General features: G+C 43.4%; 18 protein-coding genes. 9 read left to right on the forward strand and 9 right to left on the reverse strand.

What is annotated here, in order from left to right:
* Positions 1 to 21 precede the first annotated feature (21 nt).
* The 3 genes from HRQ91_RS04485 to HRQ91_RS04495 form a co-directional block, all read right to left on the reverse strand.
* Positions 22 to 444, reverse strand: coding sequence for a DUF3276 family protein (locus HRQ91_RS04485; protein ID WP_210120453.1), 423 nt, complete (start codon positions 442 to 444; stop codon positions 22 to 24).
* 125 nt (positions 445 to 569) lie between these two features.
* Complete coding sequence (gene uxaC, locus HRQ91_RS04490) at positions 570 to 2,006, reverse strand: glucuronate isomerase (protein ID WP_210120454.1); 1,437 nt, start codon at positions 2,004 to 2,006, stop codon at positions 570 to 572.
* Between the two features lie 137 nt (positions 2,007 to 2,143).
* Positions 2,144 to 2,836, reverse strand: coding sequence for a Bax inhibitor-1/YccA family protein (locus HRQ91_RS04495; protein WP_210116737.1), 693 nt, complete (start codon positions 2,834 to 2,836; stop codon positions 2,144 to 2,146).
* 248 nt (positions 2,837 to 3,084) lie between these two features.
* On the opposite strand from HRQ91_RS04495, the gene HRQ91_RS04500 reads away from it, so the two are divergent.
* From HRQ91_RS04500 to HRQ91_RS04510, 3 genes are all read left to right on the forward strand, one after another.
* The gene (locus tag HRQ91_RS04500) at positions 3,085 to 4,176 is read left to right on the forward strand and encodes a M24 family metallopeptidase (protein ID WP_210120455.1); all 1,092 of its coding nucleotides are present in this window, start codon (positions 3,085 to 3,087) and stop codon (positions 4,174 to 4,176) included.
* A gap of 89 nt (positions 4,177 to 4,265) precedes the next feature.
* Positions 4,266 to 5,393, forward strand: a complete 1,128-nt coding sequence (locus HRQ91_RS04505; protein WP_210120456.1) for an Mbeg1-like protein — start codon at positions 4,266 to 4,268, stop codon at positions 5,391 to 5,393.
* A gap of 376 nt (positions 5,394 to 5,769) precedes the next feature.
* The gene (locus HRQ91_RS04510) at positions 5,770 to 7,281 is read left to right on the forward strand and encodes a carbon starvation CstA family protein (protein ID WP_210120457.1); all 1,512 of its coding nucleotides are present in this window, start codon (positions 5,770 to 5,772) and stop codon (positions 7,279 to 7,281) included.
* A gap of 14 nt (positions 7,282 to 7,295) precedes the next feature.
* Here the strand turns inward: HRQ91_RS04510 and HRQ91_RS04515 are convergent, their stop codons facing one another.
* Both HRQ91_RS04515 and HRQ91_RS04520 read right to left on the reverse strand, forming a co-directional pair.
* A complete protein-coding gene (locus tag HRQ91_RS04515) occupies positions 7,296 to 8,231 on the reverse strand; it encodes a PfkB family carbohydrate kinase (protein ID WP_210120458.1) in 936 nt (311 codons plus the stop codon).
* Positions 8,232 to 8,288: 57 nt separating this feature from the next.
* Positions 8,289 to 9,488 carry an ATP-binding protein gene (locus HRQ91_RS04520; RefSeq protein WP_210120459.1) on the reverse strand — a complete coding sequence of 400 codons (1,200 nt, stop codon included), beginning with the start codon at positions 9,486 to 9,488 and terminating at the stop codon, positions 8,289 to 8,291.
* Between the two features lie 317 nt (positions 9,489 to 9,805).
* Here HRQ91_RS04520 and HRQ91_RS04525 point away from each other — a divergent pair, with 317 nt between their 5' ends.
* The 6 genes from HRQ91_RS04525 (at position 9,806) to HRQ91_RS04550 (ending at position 15,849) form a co-directional block, all read left to right on the forward strand.
* A complete protein-coding gene (locus tag HRQ91_RS04525) occupies positions 9,806 to 11,122 on the forward strand; it encodes an ABC transporter substrate-binding protein (protein WP_210120460.1) in 1,317 nt (438 codons plus the stop codon).
* A gap of 161 nt (positions 11,123 to 11,283) precedes the next feature.
* Complete coding sequence (locus HRQ91_RS04530) at positions 11,284 to 12,045, forward strand: carbohydrate ABC transporter permease (RefSeq protein WP_210120461.1); 762 nt, start codon at positions 11,284 to 11,286, stop codon at positions 12,043 to 12,045.
* 224 nt (positions 12,046 to 12,269) lie between these two features.
* Positions 12,270 to 12,869: a carbohydrate ABC transporter permease gene (locus HRQ91_RS04535; RefSeq protein ID WP_210116728.1), complete on the forward strand. Its 600-nt coding sequence runs from the start codon at positions 12,270 to 12,272 to the stop codon at positions 12,867 to 12,869.
* Between the two features lie 101 nt (positions 12,870 to 12,970).
* Positions 12,971 to 13,774, forward strand: a complete 804-nt coding sequence (locus HRQ91_RS04540; RefSeq protein WP_210120462.1) for a PHP-associated domain-containing protein — start codon at positions 12,971 to 12,973, stop codon at positions 13,772 to 13,774.
* Positions 13,775 to 13,837: 63 nt separating this feature from the next.
* Positions 13,838 to 14,563, forward strand: coding sequence for a FadR/GntR family transcriptional regulator (locus HRQ91_RS04545; RefSeq protein WP_210116726.1), 726 nt, complete (start codon positions 13,838 to 13,840; stop codon positions 14,561 to 14,563).
* 146 nt (positions 14,564 to 14,709) lie between these two features.
* Positions 14,710 to 15,849 carry an aminotransferase class I/II-fold pyridoxal phosphate-dependent enzyme gene (locus tag HRQ91_RS04550; RefSeq protein WP_210120463.1) on the forward strand — a complete coding sequence of 380 codons (1,140 nt, stop codon included), beginning with the start codon at positions 14,710 to 14,712 and terminating at the stop codon, positions 15,847 to 15,849.
* A 142-nt stretch (positions 15,850 to 15,991) separates the two neighbouring features.
* On the opposite strand, the gene HRQ91_RS04555 is transcribed toward HRQ91_RS04550, so the two are convergent.
* From HRQ91_RS04555 to HRQ91_RS04570, 4 genes are read right to left on the reverse strand one after another with little or no spacing between them, the layout of a single operon-like run.
* Complete coding sequence (locus HRQ91_RS04555; RefSeq protein WP_210120464.1) at positions 15,992 to 16,441, reverse strand: YbaN family protein; 450 nt, start codon at positions 16,439 to 16,441, stop codon at positions 15,992 to 15,994.
* On the reverse strand, positions 16,438 to 18,141 hold the full coding sequence (locus tag HRQ91_RS04560; protein WP_210120465.1) for an amino acid ABC transporter ATP-binding/permease protein: 1,704 nt from the start codon (positions 18,139 to 18,141) through the stop codon (positions 16,438 to 16,440). Before HRQ91_RS04560 ends, HRQ91_RS04555 begins: the two co-directional genes overlap by 4 nt.
* Positions 18,138 to 19,874 carry an ABC transporter ATP-binding protein/permease gene (locus HRQ91_RS04565; protein WP_210120466.1) on the reverse strand — a complete coding sequence of 579 codons (1,737 nt, stop codon included), beginning with the start codon at positions 19,872 to 19,874 and terminating at the stop codon, positions 18,138 to 18,140. The genes HRQ91_RS04560 and HRQ91_RS04565 overlap by 4 nt, the downstream gene beginning before the upstream one ends.
* Positions 19,867 to 20,202 (reverse strand): nitrous oxide-stimulated promoter family protein, encoded by a 336-nt coding sequence (locus HRQ91_RS04570; protein ID WP_210120467.1) that lies wholly within the window; start codon positions 20,200 to 20,202, stop codon positions 19,867 to 19,869. Before HRQ91_RS04570 ends, HRQ91_RS04565 begins: the two co-directional genes overlap by 8 nt.
* Between the last annotated feature and the right edge of the window lie 25 nt (positions 20,203 to 20,227).

Genomic DNA, 20,227 nt, shown 5'->3' on the forward strand with positions numbered 1-20,227 from the left:
TCAAAACGCAACGTTCAAGTATTAGCCGTTTTCAGGTTTTATTTTAGAAACTACGTGGATCACTCTTCCCGTACGTTTGATCCCGTCGTCTTTTTTTATTTCCGGAATTTCTTCGCCCTTTCTGCGGTATACTTTCTTTTTTACCGTTTCTGTACCTTGATCGTATTTTTTATCGTTGGCGGCTTTTTTCTGAGCTCGCGCTTTCGTTCTTTCTTTGCGGTCCTTTTCTATAAACGAAAGCGATCTGTCAAGACCTTGTAAAAATTTTTGCAGATCTTCCGCAAAGACCGCTATCTGGTGCCGGTCAAAATCCGCACCGTCACGGCTTTTGCTTTCCACTATTTGCATAAAAACGTCGCCGGTTCTGTTTTCTTTTACATTAAAAAAATAAGAGCGATTTTCCAATATTACCTGCGTCGTAAAAAGTTCTCCGCGTATACCCATGATTTTTCCTTCCCTAATAATTTTACCGGGATTTTTATCGCAAATGATTCTAAGAATATGCAAAATCTCCGCAAAGCCGCGATGCTGTAAGGTTGCAAACTTTGCGGAGACTAGCCCTTTATCTTTTATTTTCCGAAATAATTCAGAGCGTTTTTAAACGAAATATCCTTTACCATTCTTGTAAGAATCTCTTCGTCGTTCGGGAATTCTCCGTTTTCAACCCAACGGCCAAGGATGTTGCAAAGAATTCTTCTGAAATATTCGTGGCGCGGATAGCTTAAAAAGCTCCGGCTGTCGGTAAGCATTCCCACGAACGAAGAGAGCATACCTAAGTTTCCCAGAACTTTAAGATGCTCGGTCATACCGTCGTAATGATCGCAGAACCACCATGCGCATCCGAGCTGTACTTTTCCTCTGACGGATTCTCCGTTTACGGTTCCTTGGAAACATCCCATTGCAGTTCCGAGCACATAATAATCTTTAGGATTGAGCGTATAAAGCACCGTTTTGGGCAGCCCGCCGTTTTCTTCTATGAGGTTAAGAAGCCCGCTCAATTTTTCCGCCATTCTGTTATCGTGAACCGCGTCAAATCCCGTGTCGGGGCCGAGAAGTTTAAACATTTTTTTATTCAAATCGCGGATAGCGTTCATGTGAAGCTGCATTACTACGTTCCGCTTTGCATACGCCAGGCCTAAAGCGAGCAGTACCTTTGTGCGATAGGCTTCCGCCATTTCAGGGCTTACGGGTTTTCCGGCCATAGCGGCTTTAAATGCCTTGTTTATTTCCGCATCGTCTTCAAGGCGGAACGGAGCAAATTCCAGTCCGTGGTCGCTCGCTTTGCAACCCGCTTCGACAAAAAAGTCCAGCCGCAATTCCAAAGCTTTTATCACATCGTCGGTATTTTTTATGTTTATTCCGGCAGCCTTTGCAAGTTTGGGAATATATTCCGCGAACGTCGGTTTGTCTATATTCAAGGCTTTGTCGGGCCTGAAGGACGGCCTTACCTTTGTTTCTATCTTGCCTATGGGAGCCGTTCCCGCCGCGATCGCTTTATGATATTCCAATGTGTCTGCGGGATCGTCCGTGGTTCCTACGGCATATACGTTGAATTTCTTTAGAATCCCTTTTACGGACATCTCGTCGCTTTGGAGTAAGGCGTTCGCCTTTTCCCATATTGCCGGCGCCGTCTTTGTAGTGAGCGGTTCATAGATATTAAAATAGCGCTGCAGCTCAAGGTGCGTCCAATGGTACAAGGGATTGCCGGCGAGGTTTTCTATAGTTTGAGTCCACTTGATAAATTTTTCAAAAGGATCGGCATTATCTCCTGTTATGATCGATTCGGGAACGCCGTAGGTGCGCATCTGGCGCCATTTATAGTGATCCCCGTATCCGTGGCTTCCAAGCCATATTTCACTCAAATTGGGAAACTTTTTATTTTCTGCAATTTCTTTAGGCGGAAGATGACAGTGAAAATCCCATATGGGGGCGTTTTCAGCCGCCTTGTACAATTTCTGCGCAGTTTTAGTTTCAAGCAGAAAATTTTTATCCATGAATTTTTTCATAACACGCTCCTGATATTTGATCATATTGCTTAACGGACTTAGGCCTTCAATTTAAGACCCAAGCCCATTATACCGCATAACGGAGAGTTTATGGAATTGAAAATACGGTCGAAATTAAACCAATATGTAATTTTAATCTACTTTCTGCGTCCGAACAGCCTCAGCAATGCTAGGAACATATTTATAAAGTCAAGATAAAGTTCCAAAGCTCCGATTATGGCCGCTTTTTTGAACATTTCGCTTCCGTCGGCTCTTCGTGAAACGGCGAGCATCTTCTGTGAATCGTAGGCGGTAAGCCCGGTAAACACTACGACCGTTACTACGGACACAAGCCAATCAAGCGTATTCGATCTGATAAAGATATTCAAAAGGGAAGCGATTATTATTCCTATAACGCCCATCATGAGGTAACGGCCTGCGGACATGAGATTGGACTTTGTTGTAAGACCGTAAAGGCTCATTATGCCGAACATAGCCGCGCACGTGATAAAAACGGACGCTACCGACGCGCCGGTATAATATAAGAGAATGCTTGAAAGCGTTATTCCATTTAAAACCGAGTATGTTATAAATCCTATAACGGCGGATTGCATGCTGATCTTTCTTATAGATGCGCTGAGCCACCACACAAGCGCGATTTCACCCAACGCAAGAATCATAATAAAACCGTTTGAAAAAAGCAGTTTTACCATGGACGTGTTTGAGGCCGTAAAAAAAGCCGTCGCCGCGCTTACGACGAGCGCCAAGAACATCCAACCGTATACGCCGGTTAAAAATTTTTGTTTAGCCTGGGCATTCACCCTTTCAACTGAAACTCTCGTTTCTTCCATAGATCAAACCTCCGTGATCATAAAATATGACATTTTATAAAATAAAACACGAATTTGCCAAAAAGATACGCCTTCCGATATGGAATAAAGAACTGCAATCTTTTGCAAATCCTCCTTTTAATATACAATATAAACATAAAAACGGTAAGTGTGTTATAAATTAATTTTATTGATGTCTGCGCCGCGATAAACGCTTGCTCTGCGGAATTTTTGATGCGCGGCCTATGCCGCCGGAAGGAGATGAGAGTGTGAATAAAGATGATTTATATCAATCAAGAATAGACAAGGTTCTTGAAGGAATGAAAAAAATGAAGCTTGACGGTCTTATTGTAAGCGACCCCAAAAGTATACGGTACTTGACAGGAATATATAACGAGCCGTATGAAAGGTTGTTCGTCTTATATCTTTCAGCGGATAAAAATCACATTTTTTTCTTGAATAAACTTTTTAACGTAGATCAAAAAAAGATCAGGGAAGTTTGGACATGCGACACCGACGATGTAATGAAAATCATGGCTTCGAATATCGCAAAAAACGGCCTTATAGGGGTAGATAAGGTTTGGCCTGCGCGTTTTTTAATTCCTCTTTGTGAACTTACTCCCGATGCAAAATTCTTACTAGGCTCGGATTGCGTTGACGACGCGCGCGCTTGCAAAGACGCCGAAGAGCAGAGGATTATGAAAGAGGCTTCCCGTATCAACGACGTATGCATCGAAAGAGGAGCAGCCTTCGTGAGAGAAGGAGTTACCGAAAAGGAAGTCGCCGAATATATAGAAGCCCAGTTTAAGGCCGAAGGGGCTTCCGGAACTTCATTTTCAACGATAGTTTCTTTCGGCAAAAATGCCGCGGATCCTCACCACGAACCCGACGATACCGTTGTAAAGGAAGGAGACTGCGTCCTCATCGACATGGGATGCGTAAAGGACGGTTATTGCTCGGATATGACGCGCACATTCTTTTATAAAACTGCGCCGGATAAGTTTACTAAAATACACGATCTGGTACGCGAAGCCAACGAAAAAGCCGAAGCTATCATACGTCCCGGAGTTTTGCTTTGCGATATTGACGCTGCTGCGCGCGATCATATTGCGAAAGCCGGATATGCAAATTATTTTACGCACCGTCTGGGACATTTCATAGGGCAGACGGATCACGAACAGGGCGACGTCAGTTCTTCCAATAATAACCCCGTAAAACCCGGCATGATATTTTCGATAGAACCCGGCGTTTATCTTCCTGGAGAATTCGGAGTGCGCATTGAAGATTTAGTGCTCGTCACCGATACGGGCTGTGAAGTTCTAAACAAAGTCGATAAAAAATGGAAGATCCTTTGCAAATAAAATGCTTTATCGGGCGCGGAGACAGTTTTGTACGAGGCTGTATTTGAAAGCGGCCGTGAAGGTTGTGCGAGAGGTAAAAACGCTAAAATATGGCTGATCTGATAGATTACGTTCGCTGGCGCGGCGATTTGACGATTTCCGTTTCTCCGTTTAATGAAGTTGACGCACTCGTATTAAGTCAGCTTGTCTACCTTGATTATACGGGAATAGTCCCCTCCGAATTTTCCAAGAAAATTTCCGTTTCCCGTCTTGCCGAAAATTTCAAAGGTGCGCCCGACTATAATCTGCGCTCGAATACCGGCCATTTTATAAACCCGAAAACGGCTTCATTGCTTGAGGCCTGCGGGGCTTCGGTTCGTTTCGGAAATATGGAAGTCTGCGGGTTTATAAATAAGATCGATTTGGAAAACGAAGAACAGTTTTCAGCTTTTACGGTGCTCCTAAATAGAAAAACCGCTTTTGTAGTTTTTAGAGGGACAGACGACACCATCGTAGGCTGGAAAGAAGACTTTAATATGGGATTTAAGGACGTGATACCGTCGCAGCTGGACGCCGCCGTTTACATAGAAAAAATTTTTAAAAAAGGCGGAATCAGGTCTTGCGGCAAACTTTACCTTTCCGGGCATTCCAAGGGCGGAAATCTGGCAATGTATGCGGCGTCCTTCGTACCGCAAAAGATTAAAAATAAGATAAAAAATGTTTACATATTCGACGCTCCGGGTTTAAATGAAAAACTTGCGGCAAGCGGTGAATTTTTTTCGATAAAAGATATTTTGCAGTCTTTTTACCCTCAATTTTCGATCATAGGAATGCTGTTCAACCATCCTGAAGATTATACTATAGTGGAAAGCGGCCAGGCGGGAATAATGCAGCACGATCCTTTTTCATGGCACATAGAGCGGAATAATTTTATAAAAGCGCCCGATTTTGAAAATTTCAGCAAGTATGTGCAAAAAACTTTGAACACGTGGTTTTTAGGACTTTCGCTCGAACGCCGTGAAAAATTTGTGGAAACGATATTTAAAGTTTTGCGTGCGGCTGAAGCTCGCACGAATACGGAATTTTATGAGAATTGGCTTAAAAATTCCGCACTAATTATAAAAGCTCTCGCCGGATTGGATGCTGAATCCCGTAAAGAAACCGTAAAGATAATCCGGCTTTTGTTTAAAACCGCTGCCTCTGAAATGCCGGATATATTAAAACCGCTGAAAAAATAAGCGGCGCACGGGGTTACCGCATTTGTCGCACACGTATGTGCCGAACTCCCGACATTCTGGTTAGTTAAATTCGTTGCCGTCGAAAACTTGTTTACAACATGACATACAGGTGATATTCTTTATATAAAGTAGGGTGTTTAAATTGAACGTCTGAAATAATTATAAACCGACGCACCTCCATGTACATCGGTTTATGGCGAATTTTGGCAAAGCCAAAATATCGCTTTTACATATTTTGCCGCCATCCATGGCGGTACTTGAACTTAGAGTTTCCTTTCGGAAAACTCTTTTATTTAACTGTGCGCAAAGAGCGCACCAAAACGGCATTCTCAGAAATCGAAATTTCCTCGTATGCCGTTTTGTAAGGAGTTGTTTTATGGTAACTTTTTTACTGTGCATCGCTATGTTGGTAGTGGGGTACGTCATCTATGGCAGAGCAGTTGAAAAATTCTTTGCCCCGTCGAATAACCCGACGCCTGCAATCGCCAATCCTGACGGTATTGATTATGTTCCTATGTCAAATGCGAAGGCGTTTCTTGTGCAGCTTTTAAATATTGCGGGGCTGGGGCCTATTTTCGGTGCTATTTCAGGCGCACTGTGGGGGCCAAGCGTTTACTTGTGGATTGTATTCGGTACTATTCTTGCAGGAGGCGTTCACGACTATATGTCAGGCATGCTGTCCGTCCGTAACGACGGAGCAAGTATTACCGAAGTAACCGGTAAGTACATGGGTAAGATAATGCAATCGATCATGCGCGTTTTCGGCCTTGTTCTTTTGGTTTTAGTAGGCGTTGTATTTATGGTAGGGCCTGCCGGCTTGCTTGCAAAACTTACCGCAAATGTTTCTTTCTTAAATATTCAGACATGGACGCTTATAATTCTCGTATATTACTTCCTCGCTACGCTGCTTCCCATCGATAAAATCATAGGGCGTTTTTATCCTATATTCGGAATATGTCTTATTCTCATGGCCATAGGAATTGCCGTCTCTACGATGATACATTCTGCCGAGCGCCCTATGATGGAATTGACGCTTGTAAACCTTTATCCTGCGACCGGCAAACGACCCATTTGGCCGCTCATGTTTATAACAGTCGCCTGCGGTGCAATATCCGGCTTCCATGCTACACAGTCGCCGGTAATTGCTCGTACTATAAAAAATGAAAAAGACGGACGTAAAATATTTTACGGCGCTATGGTAGCCGAAGGCATTATAGCTATGATATGGGCCGCTGCCGCTATCGCTTTTTATTACGATCCTTCCAAAGCCGCCAGCGGAATGGGACTTGAAGCTCTACTTAAAGTAAAGGGCGGAAATTCAACTTCTGTCTATGAAATGTGCAAAGCTCTTCTTCCAGGAGTGGGAACGGTCATCGCCATGCTGGGCGTTATAGCCTGTCCCATTACTTCCGGCGACACGGCGTTCAGAAGCGCGCGAATGATAGTCTTTGACTGGTTCAAGCTCGATGAAAAAAGATTAAAGATTCGCTTAAGCGTCGCAGTGCCCTTGCTTCTTGTCGGTTATGTAATTTCCAAAATAAATTACGGCGTTGTCTGGAGATATTTTTCATGGTCGAACCAAACTTTGGCTATGATAGTCCTGTGGTGCGGCGCTACATACTTTGCTACGAACTATCCTAACAAAAATTTGTGCTGGATCTGTGCAATTCCTGCGACCTTTATGTCTTCCGTAAGCGTCACATATCTTATGTATGCTCCGGAGTGCTTTAATCTGATCAAGCAGGGACATACGGGAATCGTAATTTCCTATGCGGTGGGTATAATCGTAGCGCTCGCTTTCCTTGTAATATTTATCGTCCGCGCATACCTGTCGCCTGAAAAATGCGTTGAATACCAAAAGTCCGTAAAGCTGGGCCGGAAAGAATAGTATTGTGATAAGGCTCATAAAGTTTCGGCTATCCGATTGAAATGCGTATCCGAAAGGGTTGAACCTGATTGCGTAACTATGGCCGACGCAAACACGTTCGCCCTTTCTACGGAATCAAAGAGCGACAGTCCCTGTTTAAGTCCTGCGATCATTGCGCCGCAATGACAGTCTCCGGCACCTGTCGTGTCGACTGCGTTTACCTTATTCCGGCATGGAATTTGTACGGCCTTCTTCAGCGCTTTGTCGTAACAAAAGGCTCCCTCTTTTCCTTGGGTGATCACAATGGAGTTATGCGTAAAAGAAAAGAGCGTCTCGGCGGCTGTATGAACGGATTTTGTTTTGGTAAAAGACAGGGCTTCTTCGTCATTCAAATGAAGAACGGGCTCCAAGTTAAAAATATTTGAAAGCAGTCTTTTATCTATACTGTTTATGCGCGGCCCCGGAGCGAAGAACAAGTTTATGTTTGAATGTGTTTTGTTTTGATCTTTTAATGTTTTTTCAAGAAACGAAACTATTTTTTTTCCGTCTACGTCTTCTATTTCAAGTCCGCAAAAATATATTCCGTCTACGTTTACAAAATCGACGTTTAAAAACCATGACGGGTCAAATCTGTATTCTGCCCCATGCTTGCTTAAAAATGTTCGCCGGCCGTTTTTTTCAATTATGCAGTAGCAGCAGCCGTTTTCTATTTCCGGCGTACGGACAAAGACCGGGATTTCAAGCTCTTTAAGCTTTTGTTCAATAAAGTTTCCGTATATTCCGCTTCCTACGGGCGAACACAGCTTGTAAGGCAGCTTGAATTGGCGCAAAACCGTGGAAGCGTTAAAGGCACAACCTCCTACGGACATGCTCTGTTCGATTATGTTTTCATCCTGTCCCGGAGCCGGCAAGTTGTTTATGTTCAATATAATGTCGGCACAGGTTGAACCTATAAAAAGCGTTTGCTTCATGCAAGAAAGTATAAGGAATCGTGCCTGCGCCTGTCAACTTATGCGCATCGGTTAAGATTAAAAGCCGCCGGTTTTTGAGTTCTCGCTGTTTTCAGAAAGCCACTTAATCAAATTTTTATGGATAATTCCGTTTTGCGAAAAATCGAACTTATCCAGCGACAGAACATATTTTGGATAATTATCCTTAACACTGTCGTAAGCTCCGAATTCGCGTTCGATTGTTTTATCGTTGGCAAGCAGGTAACAAACTTGGAAATATTTTTTTTCATTCCCTTTTTGTGCTATAAAATCAATTTCAGTATTTTTTAGAATGCCGACATGAACTTCATACCCGCGATTTAACAGTTCGTTATAAACTATGTTTTCTAAGCTGGCGCCGACATCTATTTTAGTGGAATGAATTCTGGCTAAGCTGACATCTGCGAGATAATATTTTTCAAAAGTGGATAAAATCCTTTTGCCATGAATATCATAGCGTGAAACTTTATTCACAATACACGAATTGGTAATGAACGAAAGATAATTATACAGCGATTCTTTAGAGCAATCTCTTTTTTCTGCTTTAAGAAAATTCACAATTGATGTTCCCGAAAAAATCTGAGACATATTTATGGAAAGATAATCGATGATCTTATTCAACAAGGCTACGTTTTGGATTTTATAACGGGAAACTACATCTTTTAATACAATGGAATCATACAAATCGGAAAGAAAAACTCTTATATCCTCGTCATTCTTTATTGAAAAACGCTGCGGCATTCCTCCCCAACGAATATAGTCCATAAGCGCTTCGTCATTTGCTTCGTGAATTCCTTGAATTTCAAGCGCTTCGGCAAAACTGAATGGAAGAATTTTAAAAGAAACATAGCGACCGGAAAGCAATGTCGCCAGTTCTCCTGATAAAAGTTTTGTGTTAGAGCCGGTGATAAAAATACTTGTATTTAGAAGCCTGAAAGAGTTAATCGCTTTTTCAAAATTTGCGACATTCTGTATCTCATCAAAAAACAAATAATATTTTTGATCATCATTAATAAGATTTTTTACGTATTTATAAAGATCCAGTTCATCTTTTAACGCATTAAATTGTAAATCTTCAAAGTTGATAAAAATTTTATGAGCCTCGTCGGCATCAATTTCGTTTACGATCTGCCTTAGGATTACAGATTTACCGCATCGGCGAATACCGATAAGCGCTTTGACGAGTTCATTTTCATAAAAAGGTCTTATTTTTTTTAACCAATTTTCCCTTATTATCATAATGATATAATAGACTTAAAATTAAAATAATGCAACTTATAAGGTTGAAACGTACTAAAAGCATATAGAAACGGCGTTTCCGGAAATCGAAATTTTCGCGCATACTGCTTGTATTTATCAGATGACGCCGAGCAACTTCCACCAAAGAACCGATAGGGCGGCCTGTGCAAAAACAGCGGCTTTTTAAGTGGACAGTTCCCTTTTTAGAACCATTTTTTTTCTTAAAAAACATTGACAGGTGATAAAAACGAATTTATACTTTGTATGAGGTTCTTAAAAAGAACCATTTTGTAAAAGCTGATTTTCAGGAGGATTTTATGAAAAAGAGACTCTTATCGGTGCTCTGCCTTACTTTAGTTCTTGGTATGGCTTTTGCTGCCGGAGGAAAAGAGACAGGCAAGACGGAACTTACGCTTTGGCACAGTTTTAGCGGCAACGCGGCAAAAGCGTTACAGATGATCGTAGACCAATTTAATACATCTCAAGATCGCATCCATGTGGACGCACAATACCAAGGGTCGTATGAAGAATCTCTTAACAAATTAAAAGCGTCCATGCGCACAAATTCCGGCCCGGATATGGTACAAATTTATGAAGCCGGCACGCGATTTATGGTAGACAGCGGATTTGTTCTGCCCATGCAGAATATCATCAGCAAATATAAAATTGATATATCAAATTTGGAAGAAAATATTCTGGCGTATTATACGATAAATAATAAGCTGTATTCGATACCCATGAATACATCCGTTCCTATCTGTTACTATAATAAAACAATCCTATCAAAATTAGGATATGAAGACGGTCCGAAATCTTGGGATGATATCATCACAATTTCACAAATGGTACAGCAAAAAAATATGTCGAAATGGGGAATTGCACTCTCAACGAATATGTGGTGGTTTGAATTAATGTTACTCCAGCAAGGTGTAAATTTAGTAGACCAAAATAACGGGCGAAGCGGAGCTGCAACCCGTACTGTGTTTGCAAAAGATAATTTATCTTATCAAATCGCGGAAAAGTGGCTGTATTTGTATAAAAACAACTACGCTTCGAACACCGGATTTTCATCTTCGGATTGTCGTACCGTATTCTTTTCCGGAATGGCTCCGATTATTCTGGATTCTTCCAGTTCATTGCGGGATTATATCGATGTAACAAGCGGTAAGTTTGAACTGGCCGTATGCGCTTTGCCTACATTGAACAAAGGAGCTGCAAACGGAGGAGTGACGCTGGGAGGCGCTTCTTTATACGTAATCGATAATAATAAATATACGGATAAAAAACTGGACTCAATTGCCGAATTTATTAAATACTTGATTTCCGCCGACGCACAATCAATATTATGTTTAAATACCGGTTATTATTCGGTAACTAAAACCGTGTATGACTTGGATTCCGTTAAAAAGAATTTGCAAAAATATCCTCAATATGTGACGGTGCGAGATATAATGAGAGAATCTAAAAGCATGGGAAAGGGTGCAATTTACGGTGTTTTCACGGAGGGGCGATCAACATATAAAAACTATTTTGAAGAAATGTTATTAGGTGAAATTACCCCGAAAGAATGTATCGATAAATCCGCACACGATATTGATATACTTATATCCGAATATAACGCGTCAAACAAATAGGTAAAAAGTTTATTCTATAAAGAAGGGAAAGCTGTATGGAGCGTAACAAAAAGCGTTATCGGGGGCAAATATTGCAAAGGCTGGAGCCTTATACATATCTTTTGCCTGTATCGATAATCTTCGGCATATTTATATATTACCCCTTGATACGAACAATCAGAATGAGCGTTTCTGTTGTAAATTCTATGGGAAAGGTTGTGTCGTTCTGCGGATTAAAGAATTTCATAAATTTATTTTCCGCAGGTGCGTTTTGGAACAGCCTTTTTTTAACAATAAGATTTACTGTGATGATTGTTCCTGCACAGATAATTACGGGAGTATTTTTAGGCTTACTGGCAACAGACCCCAAAAGAAAAACCGATATGGTACGCACCATATTCGCTTTCCCGATGGCGGTTTCATCCGCCTGCGCATCGATTATTTGGTTATTGCTCTTTAATCCTACCACAGGGCTGGTCAATTGGGTTTTGGGAAAAAGCATAGATTGGCTCGCTAACGGAAACTTAGCATTGCTTATGGTAACAGTTGCGACTTGGTGGCTGACAATGGGAATGAATTTCATTTACGCTTATTCAGGTCTTCAAGCTATTCCAGCCAGCCTATATGAATATTCATGCGTCGAAGGCGCAAATTACTTTCAGACCCTTTGGTATATCACATTGCCCAGTATGTCCCCTACGTTGTTTTTCTTGTTAATAGTTAACACGATCGGAGCCTTCCAAACATTTACACAGGTAAAACTGATGACACTGGGCGGCCCTGCAAACAAAACCTCCGTCTTGTCGTATTCTATCTACAAAGAAGCATTTTTAAACAACCGCTGGGGATATGCTTCGGCACAATCCATTGTTTTTCTGATTATTCTATTAATAATTTCCATTATTCAATTTCGTACAGAGAAAAAAGGAGTGTTTTACCAATGAAATCTGTTTTTCGATTGGAACGGTTGGTTGTGCTTGCACTAAAGACTTTTATGATACTTATTATTTTATGCCCTATTCTTTATGCAATGAATGTAAGTTTTATGACCACACCGGAAATTTTTAAAAGACCTCCGACGTTGATTCCCTCCAGTTTTTTATTAACAAGCTATCGGCAAGCGCTTAAAACGGCGCCTTTATTCCGATATTTATTTAACAGTTTCGTTATGGCTTCTTCGGTAATGATCGGACAGATTATTCTGGCGAGTATGGCCGCTTTTTCTTTCTCTCATTTTAAATTTAAAACCAAACAAATCATCTTTATGGCATTTCTGGCAACCATGATGATCCCGGCGGAATCATTAGTTATCAGCAATTATTTAACAATCGGCGATATGAGACTGTATGACACATATCTGGCCATGATATTGCCTAATCTTGCTTCGGCAATGTCAATCTTCTTTATGCGGCAAGCCTTTATGCAAATACCTACGGCATTGTATGAAGCGGCCAGAATTGAAGGATGCAGCAATTTCAGATATTTATTTACAATGCTTCTGCCTATGTCTAAAGGCTCTATCGGAGCAATCTGTATTTACACATTTATAAAAGCGTGGAATGCTTACCTATGGCCGCTTTTGGTGACAAATAAAACCAATATGAGGACAGTACAGATAGGCGTGGGAATGCTTTACGACAGAGAAGCCGCGTCATATAATATGATTATGGCAGGTATCGTTATTGTACTTATTCCTTCAATAATAGTTTTTATCGTTGGACAAAGGCAAATTCTTTCCGGCTCGCTATCGGGAGCTATAAAGGGATAAAAATATTAAAATTTTTATTAATAAACGATATTTGTATGTAGCCCGCTGAATATTAAGACCATAGAAGTAGGTCTAAATACTTCTGAAGAAGGTAGAATAAAATGGCGTCATTTATTTATGAAACTCATATGCATACATCTCAGGCAAGCGCGTGCGGAAAATCACCGGGAAAAGATTATATTCAAAAATATATAGACGCCGGATACTCCGGAATTATAATTACCGATCATTTTTTTCGCGGAAATTGCGGAATCAATAGAAATCTGCCATGGGAGCAGCGCGTTCACTTATTTTGCCAAGGCTATGAAGATGCAAAAGAAGCCGGTTATAAAGCAAATTTTCCCGTTTTCTTTGGATGGGAAGAATATTATGACGGTGACGAGTTCCTGGTTTACGGCATAGATGAGAAATGGATGCTGAAACATCCGGAAATGGAAAACTGGACCCGCTTTGAACAATATCAACAGGTTCACATAGCAGGAGGATGCGTCGTTCAAGCTCATCCTTTCCGTGAACGTGATTATATTAAGACAATCCATCTGTCTACCCTCTGTGTAGATGCCGTTGAAGGCGTGAATTCCGATAACAGCCCGGAATGCAACGGTCTTGCCGTAAGATATGCAAAAATGCTGGGGCTTCCTATTACGGGCGGCTCCGACAATCACTGTGCGGACACCATGCGATTTGAAAAACTTTCGGGTGTCGTATTTGAAACGCCCCTGCGTGATATTCACGATTATGTAAGCGCCATATTAAATCGTAAACCGTTTAAAGTACACGCCCAACCGGAAAATATGATCTGGCGTGAAGACGCCGAAATTCACACACCGGTAAAAATTCACGGTGAAAACGATAGCATAATACAGGGCGATATTAAGCGTTTTTTACGTAACGGAGAATTTTAGAAATGCAAAAATTCGTTGTCGAAGGCTTAACGGCCTGCGCGGTAAAAGAGTAAGAGGAATCGAGTGCGGCAATCATCGGTTAAAATCCACCCTATTGAGAAAAATTTACTGCCCGATAAGGTTGAAGACGAAATTTTAACTTATATTGTAAAAAATCATTTAAAAGCCGGAGATAAAATTCCGTCCGAGCGTGAACTTTCAGTAAAACTTAAAGTAGGACGAAATTCCGTTCGCAATGCGTTTTTATCTTTGGAAAATAAAAATATAATCGATCGCCATATCGGAAAAGGTTCGTTTTTAAAAACAATACATTTTGAAAACACCAAAGCGAATGTTGACGTGCGTCTTTTTGAAGTTAATTTTACCGACATACTTGAAATTAAAACGGATTTGGAAAAACTGGCAATAAAAAAAGCCGTCGACAACGGCAGCGACGAAATGTTTAACGAGTTGATACAAAAAGCAAAGTATATGTCGGCCTTGGCTGAAAAGGGCGAATATTCAATAGAGGCGGATAGAGATTTTCATTCAAAATTATACGATTGCGCGGGTTCAAAAACATTAAAACAGCTATTGTTAAATCTCATAGACGCTTTGGATTACTATCAATGCATATATGCAAACCCGCATGCCCAGTGGATACTGACGGTTCCGTATCATCTTGATATTGCGTGTGCTTGTAAGGAAAGAAACCTTGTACTTGCGCTCGCAGCTCATGCGTATATTTATAATTGTGATTTAAAAGTGCTCAGTTCCAAAGTAAAGGATAAGGCTGTGATACAAAAATAGCGGAGGATGCCTTTTTCTGCATGTTTGTTTGCCGGAAGCCGTATGCCGTTTCTGCAGGCGAATACAGCGGCAAAGAATAGACCGCGTTGTCTGTGCTGAAGTTGAAGGCGACAAACCGGAATTCGAACCGACTAGGAGATAGAATTATGGAAAAGATTGAAGATATTATTACCGACGATACGTTTTCGTTTACGAATATTGAAATGCCGGTTTCTATGCCGCTTTTTCAAAATTCATTGTTTTGCTTTAATTGCGTAGACGATTTAAAAAAGGCGATCGGCGACGAATTTTATTCTCATCTTTATTCCAGAGGAAACAATCCTACCGTAGAGCTGGTTGAACGCCGCATAGCCGAGGCGGAAAAAGGAGAGCGTGCAAAACTTTTTGCATCGGGGGTGGCCGCAATCTATGCAGTCGTTTCATCGCAAGTGCAAAGCGGCGACCATATAATCTGTTCGGATTGCGCATATTCATGGGCAAAATATCTTTGTTCGACGTATCTTAAACGCTTTAATGTTTCGGCTACCTTTGTCAACACAAAAGATATAGAAGCCGTCAAGCAAGCCGTGCGCAAAAACACAAAGGTACTGTATCTTGAATCGCCCGGCTCCTCGGTTATGAGAGTTTCCGATTTAAAAGCTTTGGTTGAAATTTGCAAAAACAATTCCATCTTTTCGATAATAGACAATACATGGGCGACCCCCGTGTTTCAAAACCCTTTGACTTTCGGAATAGACGCCGTAGTGCATTCCGCATCAAAGTATCTCGGCGGACACAGCGATGTTATCGGCGGCTGCGTTATATCGAGCAATAAAAATATCGAACATATTTTTAAAACCGAATTCCTGCCTACGGGAGCCGTTCCCGATCCTTTTCAAGCATGGCTCATCCAGCGCGGAATGCGGACGCTGAAAGTCCGCTTGGACTATCACTATAAAGCCGCCCTGAAGGTGTGCGATTTTTTATATGCGCACAATGCGGTGGACGAAGTATTTTATCCCATGCACCCTAAAAGTCCCGACTATGCGCTTGCATCGTCGCAAATGAAAGGCGGCTGCGGTTTGTTGTCTGTAAAATTAAAAACCAACGACGAAACAAAAATTAAAAAAGCGGTTGACGCTTTGAACATATTCAGAATCGGCGTCAGCTGGGGCGGATACGAAAGTCTTATTCTTCCTCTGTTGGCAACAAAGGGAGATCCTCGCGTAATACGGCTGCATATCGGTCTTGAAAATACGGACTCGCTCATAGAGGATTTGGATAAAGGCTTGTTTTTGCTTAAATAGGCGGGCAGTGTGCGCTGGGCGTGCCCCTTGCTCCGCTCGGGTCGGGCTTTTCGAGGTTCCGCGCTCACGCGCTCCATTCCTCCGCTTGCGCTCATCGCTCGCTCCGGAACGGCTTTGCCGCCTCTCCAATCCCTCACGCATGTCAATTTGAAGCGGTTTTATCGTGCAGTTGTAAATCCTCTTCGTCGCCGGCATTGCCGCATTGACTTTGCTCTTCGCTATGCAGCGTTTTAACGCCGAAGATGAAATAGATTATATGGGCGCCCCATACGATTGTAAGACAAATTCTTCCGACGGGTATTCGCTTCATCATAATAAAGCCTGCGAGCATCACCGCGCTCGACGTCGTAAGAATTGAAACCTTCGTTTTCAGCGTCATCGCTTTTCGTTCGACGAAACTTTCCAAGTGCTTTTTATACAGCGATGTGCCTATAAACCAGTCATGCAGCCGCTTTGAACTCTTGGCAAAACAAAAAACGGTTGCCAAATAAAACGGCACAGTCGGAAGCAGAGGCAGTACGATGCCGAGCGTGCCTAATCCCAAAGATATAAAACCGAGAAGTATCCACAAGATGCGAAGCGGGTTTTTCATTTCAACTCCTTTTGCATTTCAAAGATGCTGTGTGCGATATTCAGCGTAGACATTCGATGTGATACGATGACGACCGTTTTGCGTTTCGATTTTTCGTTGAGCGATTTTAAAATAATTCCTTCGTTCAGCGAATCGAGATTGCTCGTCGGTTCGTCCAAAAGCATAATCGGCGCGTCGTGCAAAAACGCGCGGGCAAGCCCTATGCGCTGCCGCTCTCCGCCGGAAAGCGTGCTGCCGAGTTCGCCGACTTCAGTGTCGTACCCGTTGGGCAGCGAAGAAACGAATTCGTCGAGCGACGCTTTTTTCGCCGCATCGATTATCTCGTTTCGCGTTGCGCCGATTTTACCGATAGCGATGTTGTTTGCAATCGTGTCGCGGAATAGCGATGTTTCCTGTGTTACGTAGGATTCGGCTTGGCGGAGGGATGCCGTATCTATCGTGCGTATGTCTTTGTTCGAAAGCGAAACGCTTCCCGACTGTACGTCCCAAAAGCGCATGAGAAGTTTTAAAAGCGTCGATTTGCCGCAGCCGGACGGTCCGTGGATGCCGAAAATCTTTTGTTCGGGAATCGCGAGCGAAAAATTCGTCAATATGTTTTCCGCGCCGTAAGAAAAATCGGCGTTTGAAACGGCGATGCCATTTGTGGAAAATGTTTCTGCGGTATCTCCATTTGCAGATCCGCTTGTCACTTCTTCGACGATCGGTTTTTCATCGAGCAGCGAGAGAACTCTTTCTCCGCTTGCAAGCGTCTGCATCAAATTGTTCGAAAGGTTTGACAGTGCGACTACATGCCCAAACGAACTCATCAAAGCTGTTGTCGTTATGACGACGCTTCCGAGCGAAACGCTGCCGGCAAAAAAAGAGCGGAGCATGAGACAAAAAACCGCGGCATCGAATGCGAGGATGACGACATTGGTAATGGCTCTCTGATACGATTCGAGCGTCGAAAGTTTTTTTTGCATACGCGTCAGTTCCTGCGAACGCTTTTCCAATTTCGACAGGCGCTTTTTGCCGCAGCCGTATTGTATCGTTTCGTCTAGTCCGCGAAGCGAATCGAGCACGAAACTCCCGAGTTCTCCGAAGGCGTTCCTGAACTTGAGACCGTCCGCGCCTCCGAGTTTTGCATTTACAAGCGGAATGACGGCGCCGACGGTTATATACGCACATAAGGCGACGATGCCTGCCGCGGCGTTTCCGTGCCAAATAAAGACGGTCATGCACGTCGACACGATGAGCGCGATCGCTACCGGCGAAATCGTGTGCGCGTAAAAAACTTCGAGCAGTTCGATATCCGACGTCAGTATGGAAATGAGGTTGCCCTTGTCTCTGCCTTCGAGCTTTGCAGGACAGAGTTCGCGGAGTTTTGCAAAGATGCGGTGTCTGATGACCGCGAGTAATTTGAATGCGATAAAGTGGTTGCAATACTGTTCCGCGTAATGAAAGACGCCGCGGCACACTGCAAACGCGATCAAAAGATACGGCAGCATCCGAAGCGGAACTAAGGGTGCACTTTGAGCTGCGATACTCGCGATTCCGGAAGCGGCCGACACCGTTACGGCTATGGCACACAAATGTCCTGTGCTGCCGAAAAAGATCGCAAGCAGCATGACGGGAAGCAGCGTCCGTATGAGGACGATGAGGCGCGCCATAATCAAAAATGCGTTTTTCTTTTCGGTTTTTTGCCGCATATCGGTATTCATCGTTTTGCCTCCGTCGCATAGGTTTCAAGTTTGCGCTGTTCACCGTACATTGCAGCATAGTTCTCTTTCAATTTTATCAATTCGTCGTGCGTACCAGATTCGATGACGCGGGCGTTTTCGAGCATGTATATGCGCGCCGCGTCGGAAACGTTCGACAGCTTGTGCGAAATCACGATGACGGTTTTCGTTTTTGCCAAAGCTTTGACCACGTCCATGATCATCGCTTCGCTTTCGGCATCGACGTTCGAAGTGGCTTCATCGAATACGTAGACGGCGCTGTCGTGAAGCAGCGCGCGGGCGAGCGCGAGGCGCTGGCACTGTCCGCCCGACAGATTGCCGCCTTTTTCCGAAAGCTCCGTTTTAAGCCCGTTTTGCGTTTGCAAAAAATCCCACAAATTGACTTTTTGCAGCGCACGCTGCATATCCTTTTCCGATGCACTTGCATTTCCCATGCGGAGGTTATATTCGACCGTTCCTTTGAAAATATAGCTTTCATGCGTGACGAGCGTCGCCGCGCTCATAACGGCGTCTTCGCGTATCGAAGCGAGTTCCGTTTTATTGAAACAGATGCTTCCCGAATAACCTTTGTTGCGCGTCATGATAAGAGATGCTATCGTGCTTTTACCCGAGCCCGATTTTCCGACGATCGCCGTGAGCGACTTCGGTGTACACAAAAGCGAAATGTTTTTCAATATAGTCCTCTCGGGCGAATACGAAAACGAAACGTCGGAAAACTCTACGGCGACGGAAGCGCCCTCAATCACGGCCGAACGCTCGTTTTCTTCCGGCAAATCGAGCAGCGCGAATATTTTATCGGACGCCGCCATGCCGTTCATCGCAACGTGAAAAAAAGATCCAAGAAGGCGGAGCGGGATAAAGAATTCCGCGGCGAGCAGCACGATCATGAGGCAGCCGCCGAGCGTGACTTCTCCTCGAGCGAATTCGGCGAGCGCGATGATCATGCCGACCGCAGCTCCTCCGTAGGCCATGATGTCCATAACGCTCGTACTGTTCAGCTGCATGGAAAGCACTTTCATCGTGATCCGCCGGAAGTTTTCGGCTTCCCTGTCCATTTCGGCCGCCTTTTGTTCATCGGCGCGATAGATTTTCAGCGTCGTCAGCCCCTGCAGATTTTCCAAAAAGCCGTCGCCGAGCTTTGCATAGAGCGCCCAGTATTTACGCAAAAGGTATTTTGCGATTTTCATGATGACGGCGATCGAAAGCGGAATAAGCGGCACGCACAAAAACAGGACGACGCTTGCCTTTACGCTGACAAACGATAAAAACGCAAAGAGCGTTAAAGGCGCGAGCAAACTGTAGCCGAACTGCGAAAGGTATTTTCCGAAATAGATTTCGAGCTGTTCGACGCCGTCGGAGGCAAGCTGCACGACTTCGGCTGTCGGCGCGGAGTTTCGATATGAAGCGCCCAAGTGCAAAAGTTTTTCGTACATGTGCTTTCGGAGCGTTATTTTTACATCGGCGCTCGCTTTGTGAGATGCGGCGACGTAGAAGCGGTCGAATGCGAAGCGGGCAGCAACGCAGCAGAAAGCCGCCCCCGCGTACAGCGGAACGAACGGGGCGATAGGTTCATGAACGAAGAGTCTCTGCACTATGTCGGCTATAAAAAAGACAATCGCCGTTTGACACAGCAGCGAAATCCATTGGCAGAGCACTTGCAAAAAAACGAATTTTTTTGCGTGCGACAGCAACCGTATCAAACGAATTTTAATCATGCTTTTTCCCTGTTTGCATACCGATGATCATGTGCTTTATGACGAGAATCGGATGATATAAAAATATCCGTGGTCCCGAAAACCGCATAACCGTTTTGATTTTATTTCTCATCTCCTGCGAATAACAGTGTATTTTACACGCAGAACAAAATGTCTTTTCTTTCATAAACGGGCACTTGTCGATTTTTCCGAGCGCGTACTCATACAGTTCTCCGCACTCGGAACACAGCGATTTTTTAGTGCCGTGTTTTTTTCTGCAGTACAGCCGTATCATTTCGCCGATGATTTTTTTTTCATTCGCCGTTTTCGCTTCGACGGAGTTACCCATTGCTAACTAATGTAGCGGATAAACT

Source organism: Treponema parvum, from assembly GCF_017893965.1.
GTDB lineage: Bacteria > Spirochaetota > Spirochaetia > Treponematales > Treponemataceae > Treponema_D > Treponema_D parvum.

Coding starts and splice junctions, on each gene's coding strand:
- HRQ91_RS04510 (WP_210120457.1), top strand. CDS start 5,770: ATGGTAACTTTTTTACTGTGCATCGCTATGTTGGTAGTGGGGTACGTC.
- HRQ91_RS04520 (WP_210120459.1), bottom strand. CDS start 9,488: ATGATAATAAGGGAAAATTGGTTAAAAAAAATAAGACCTTTTTATGAA.
- HRQ91_RS04505 (WP_210120456.1), top strand. CDS start 4,266: ATGGCTGATCTGATAGATTACGTTCGCTGGCGCGGCGATTTGACGATT.
- HRQ91_RS04555 (WP_210120464.1), bottom strand. CDS start 16,441: ATGAAAAACCCGCTTCGCATCTTGTGGATACTTCTCGGTTTTATATCT.
- HRQ91_RS04535 (WP_210116728.1), top strand. CDS start 12,270: ATGGCTTCTTCGGTAATGATCGGACAGATTATTCTGGCGAGTATGGCC.
- HRQ91_RS04560 (WP_210120465.1), bottom strand. CDS start 18,141: ATGAATACCGATATGCGGCAAAAAACCGAAAAGAAAAACGCATTTTTG.
- HRQ91_RS04550 (WP_210120463.1), top strand. CDS start 14,710: ATGGAAAAGATTGAAGATATTATTACCGACGATACGTTTTCGTTTACG.
- HRQ91_RS04525 (WP_210120460.1), top strand. CDS start 9,806: ATGAAAAAGAGACTCTTATCGGTGCTCTGCCTTACTTTAGTTCTTGGT.
- uxaC (WP_210120454.1), bottom strand. CDS start 2,006: ATGAAAAAATTCATGGATAAAAATTTTCTGCTTGAAACTAAAACTGCG.
- HRQ91_RS04540 (WP_210120462.1), top strand. CDS start 12,971: ATGGCGTCATTTATTTATGAAACTCATATGCATACATCTCAGGCAAGC.
- HRQ91_RS04515 (WP_210120458.1), bottom strand. CDS start 8,231: ATGAAGCAAACGCTTTTTATAGGTTCAACCTGTGCCGACATTATATTG.
- HRQ91_RS04530 (WP_210120461.1), top strand. CDS start 11,284: ATGAGCGTTTCTGTTGTAAATTCTATGGGAAAGGTTGTGTCGTTCTGC.
- HRQ91_RS04495 (WP_210116737.1), bottom strand. CDS start 2,836: ATGGAAGAAACGAGAGTTTCAGTTGAAAGGGTGAATGCCCAGGCTAAA.
- HRQ91_RS04565 (WP_210120466.1), bottom strand. CDS start 19,874: ATGATTAAAATTCGTTTGATACGGTTGCTGTCGCACGCAAAAAAATTC.
- HRQ91_RS04485 (WP_210120453.1), bottom strand. CDS start 444: ATGGGTATACGCGGAGAACTTTTTACGACGCAGGTAATATTGGAAAAT.
- HRQ91_RS04570 (WP_210120467.1), bottom strand. CDS start 20,202: ATGGGTAACTCCGTCGAAGCGAAAACGGCGAATGAAAAAAAAATCATC.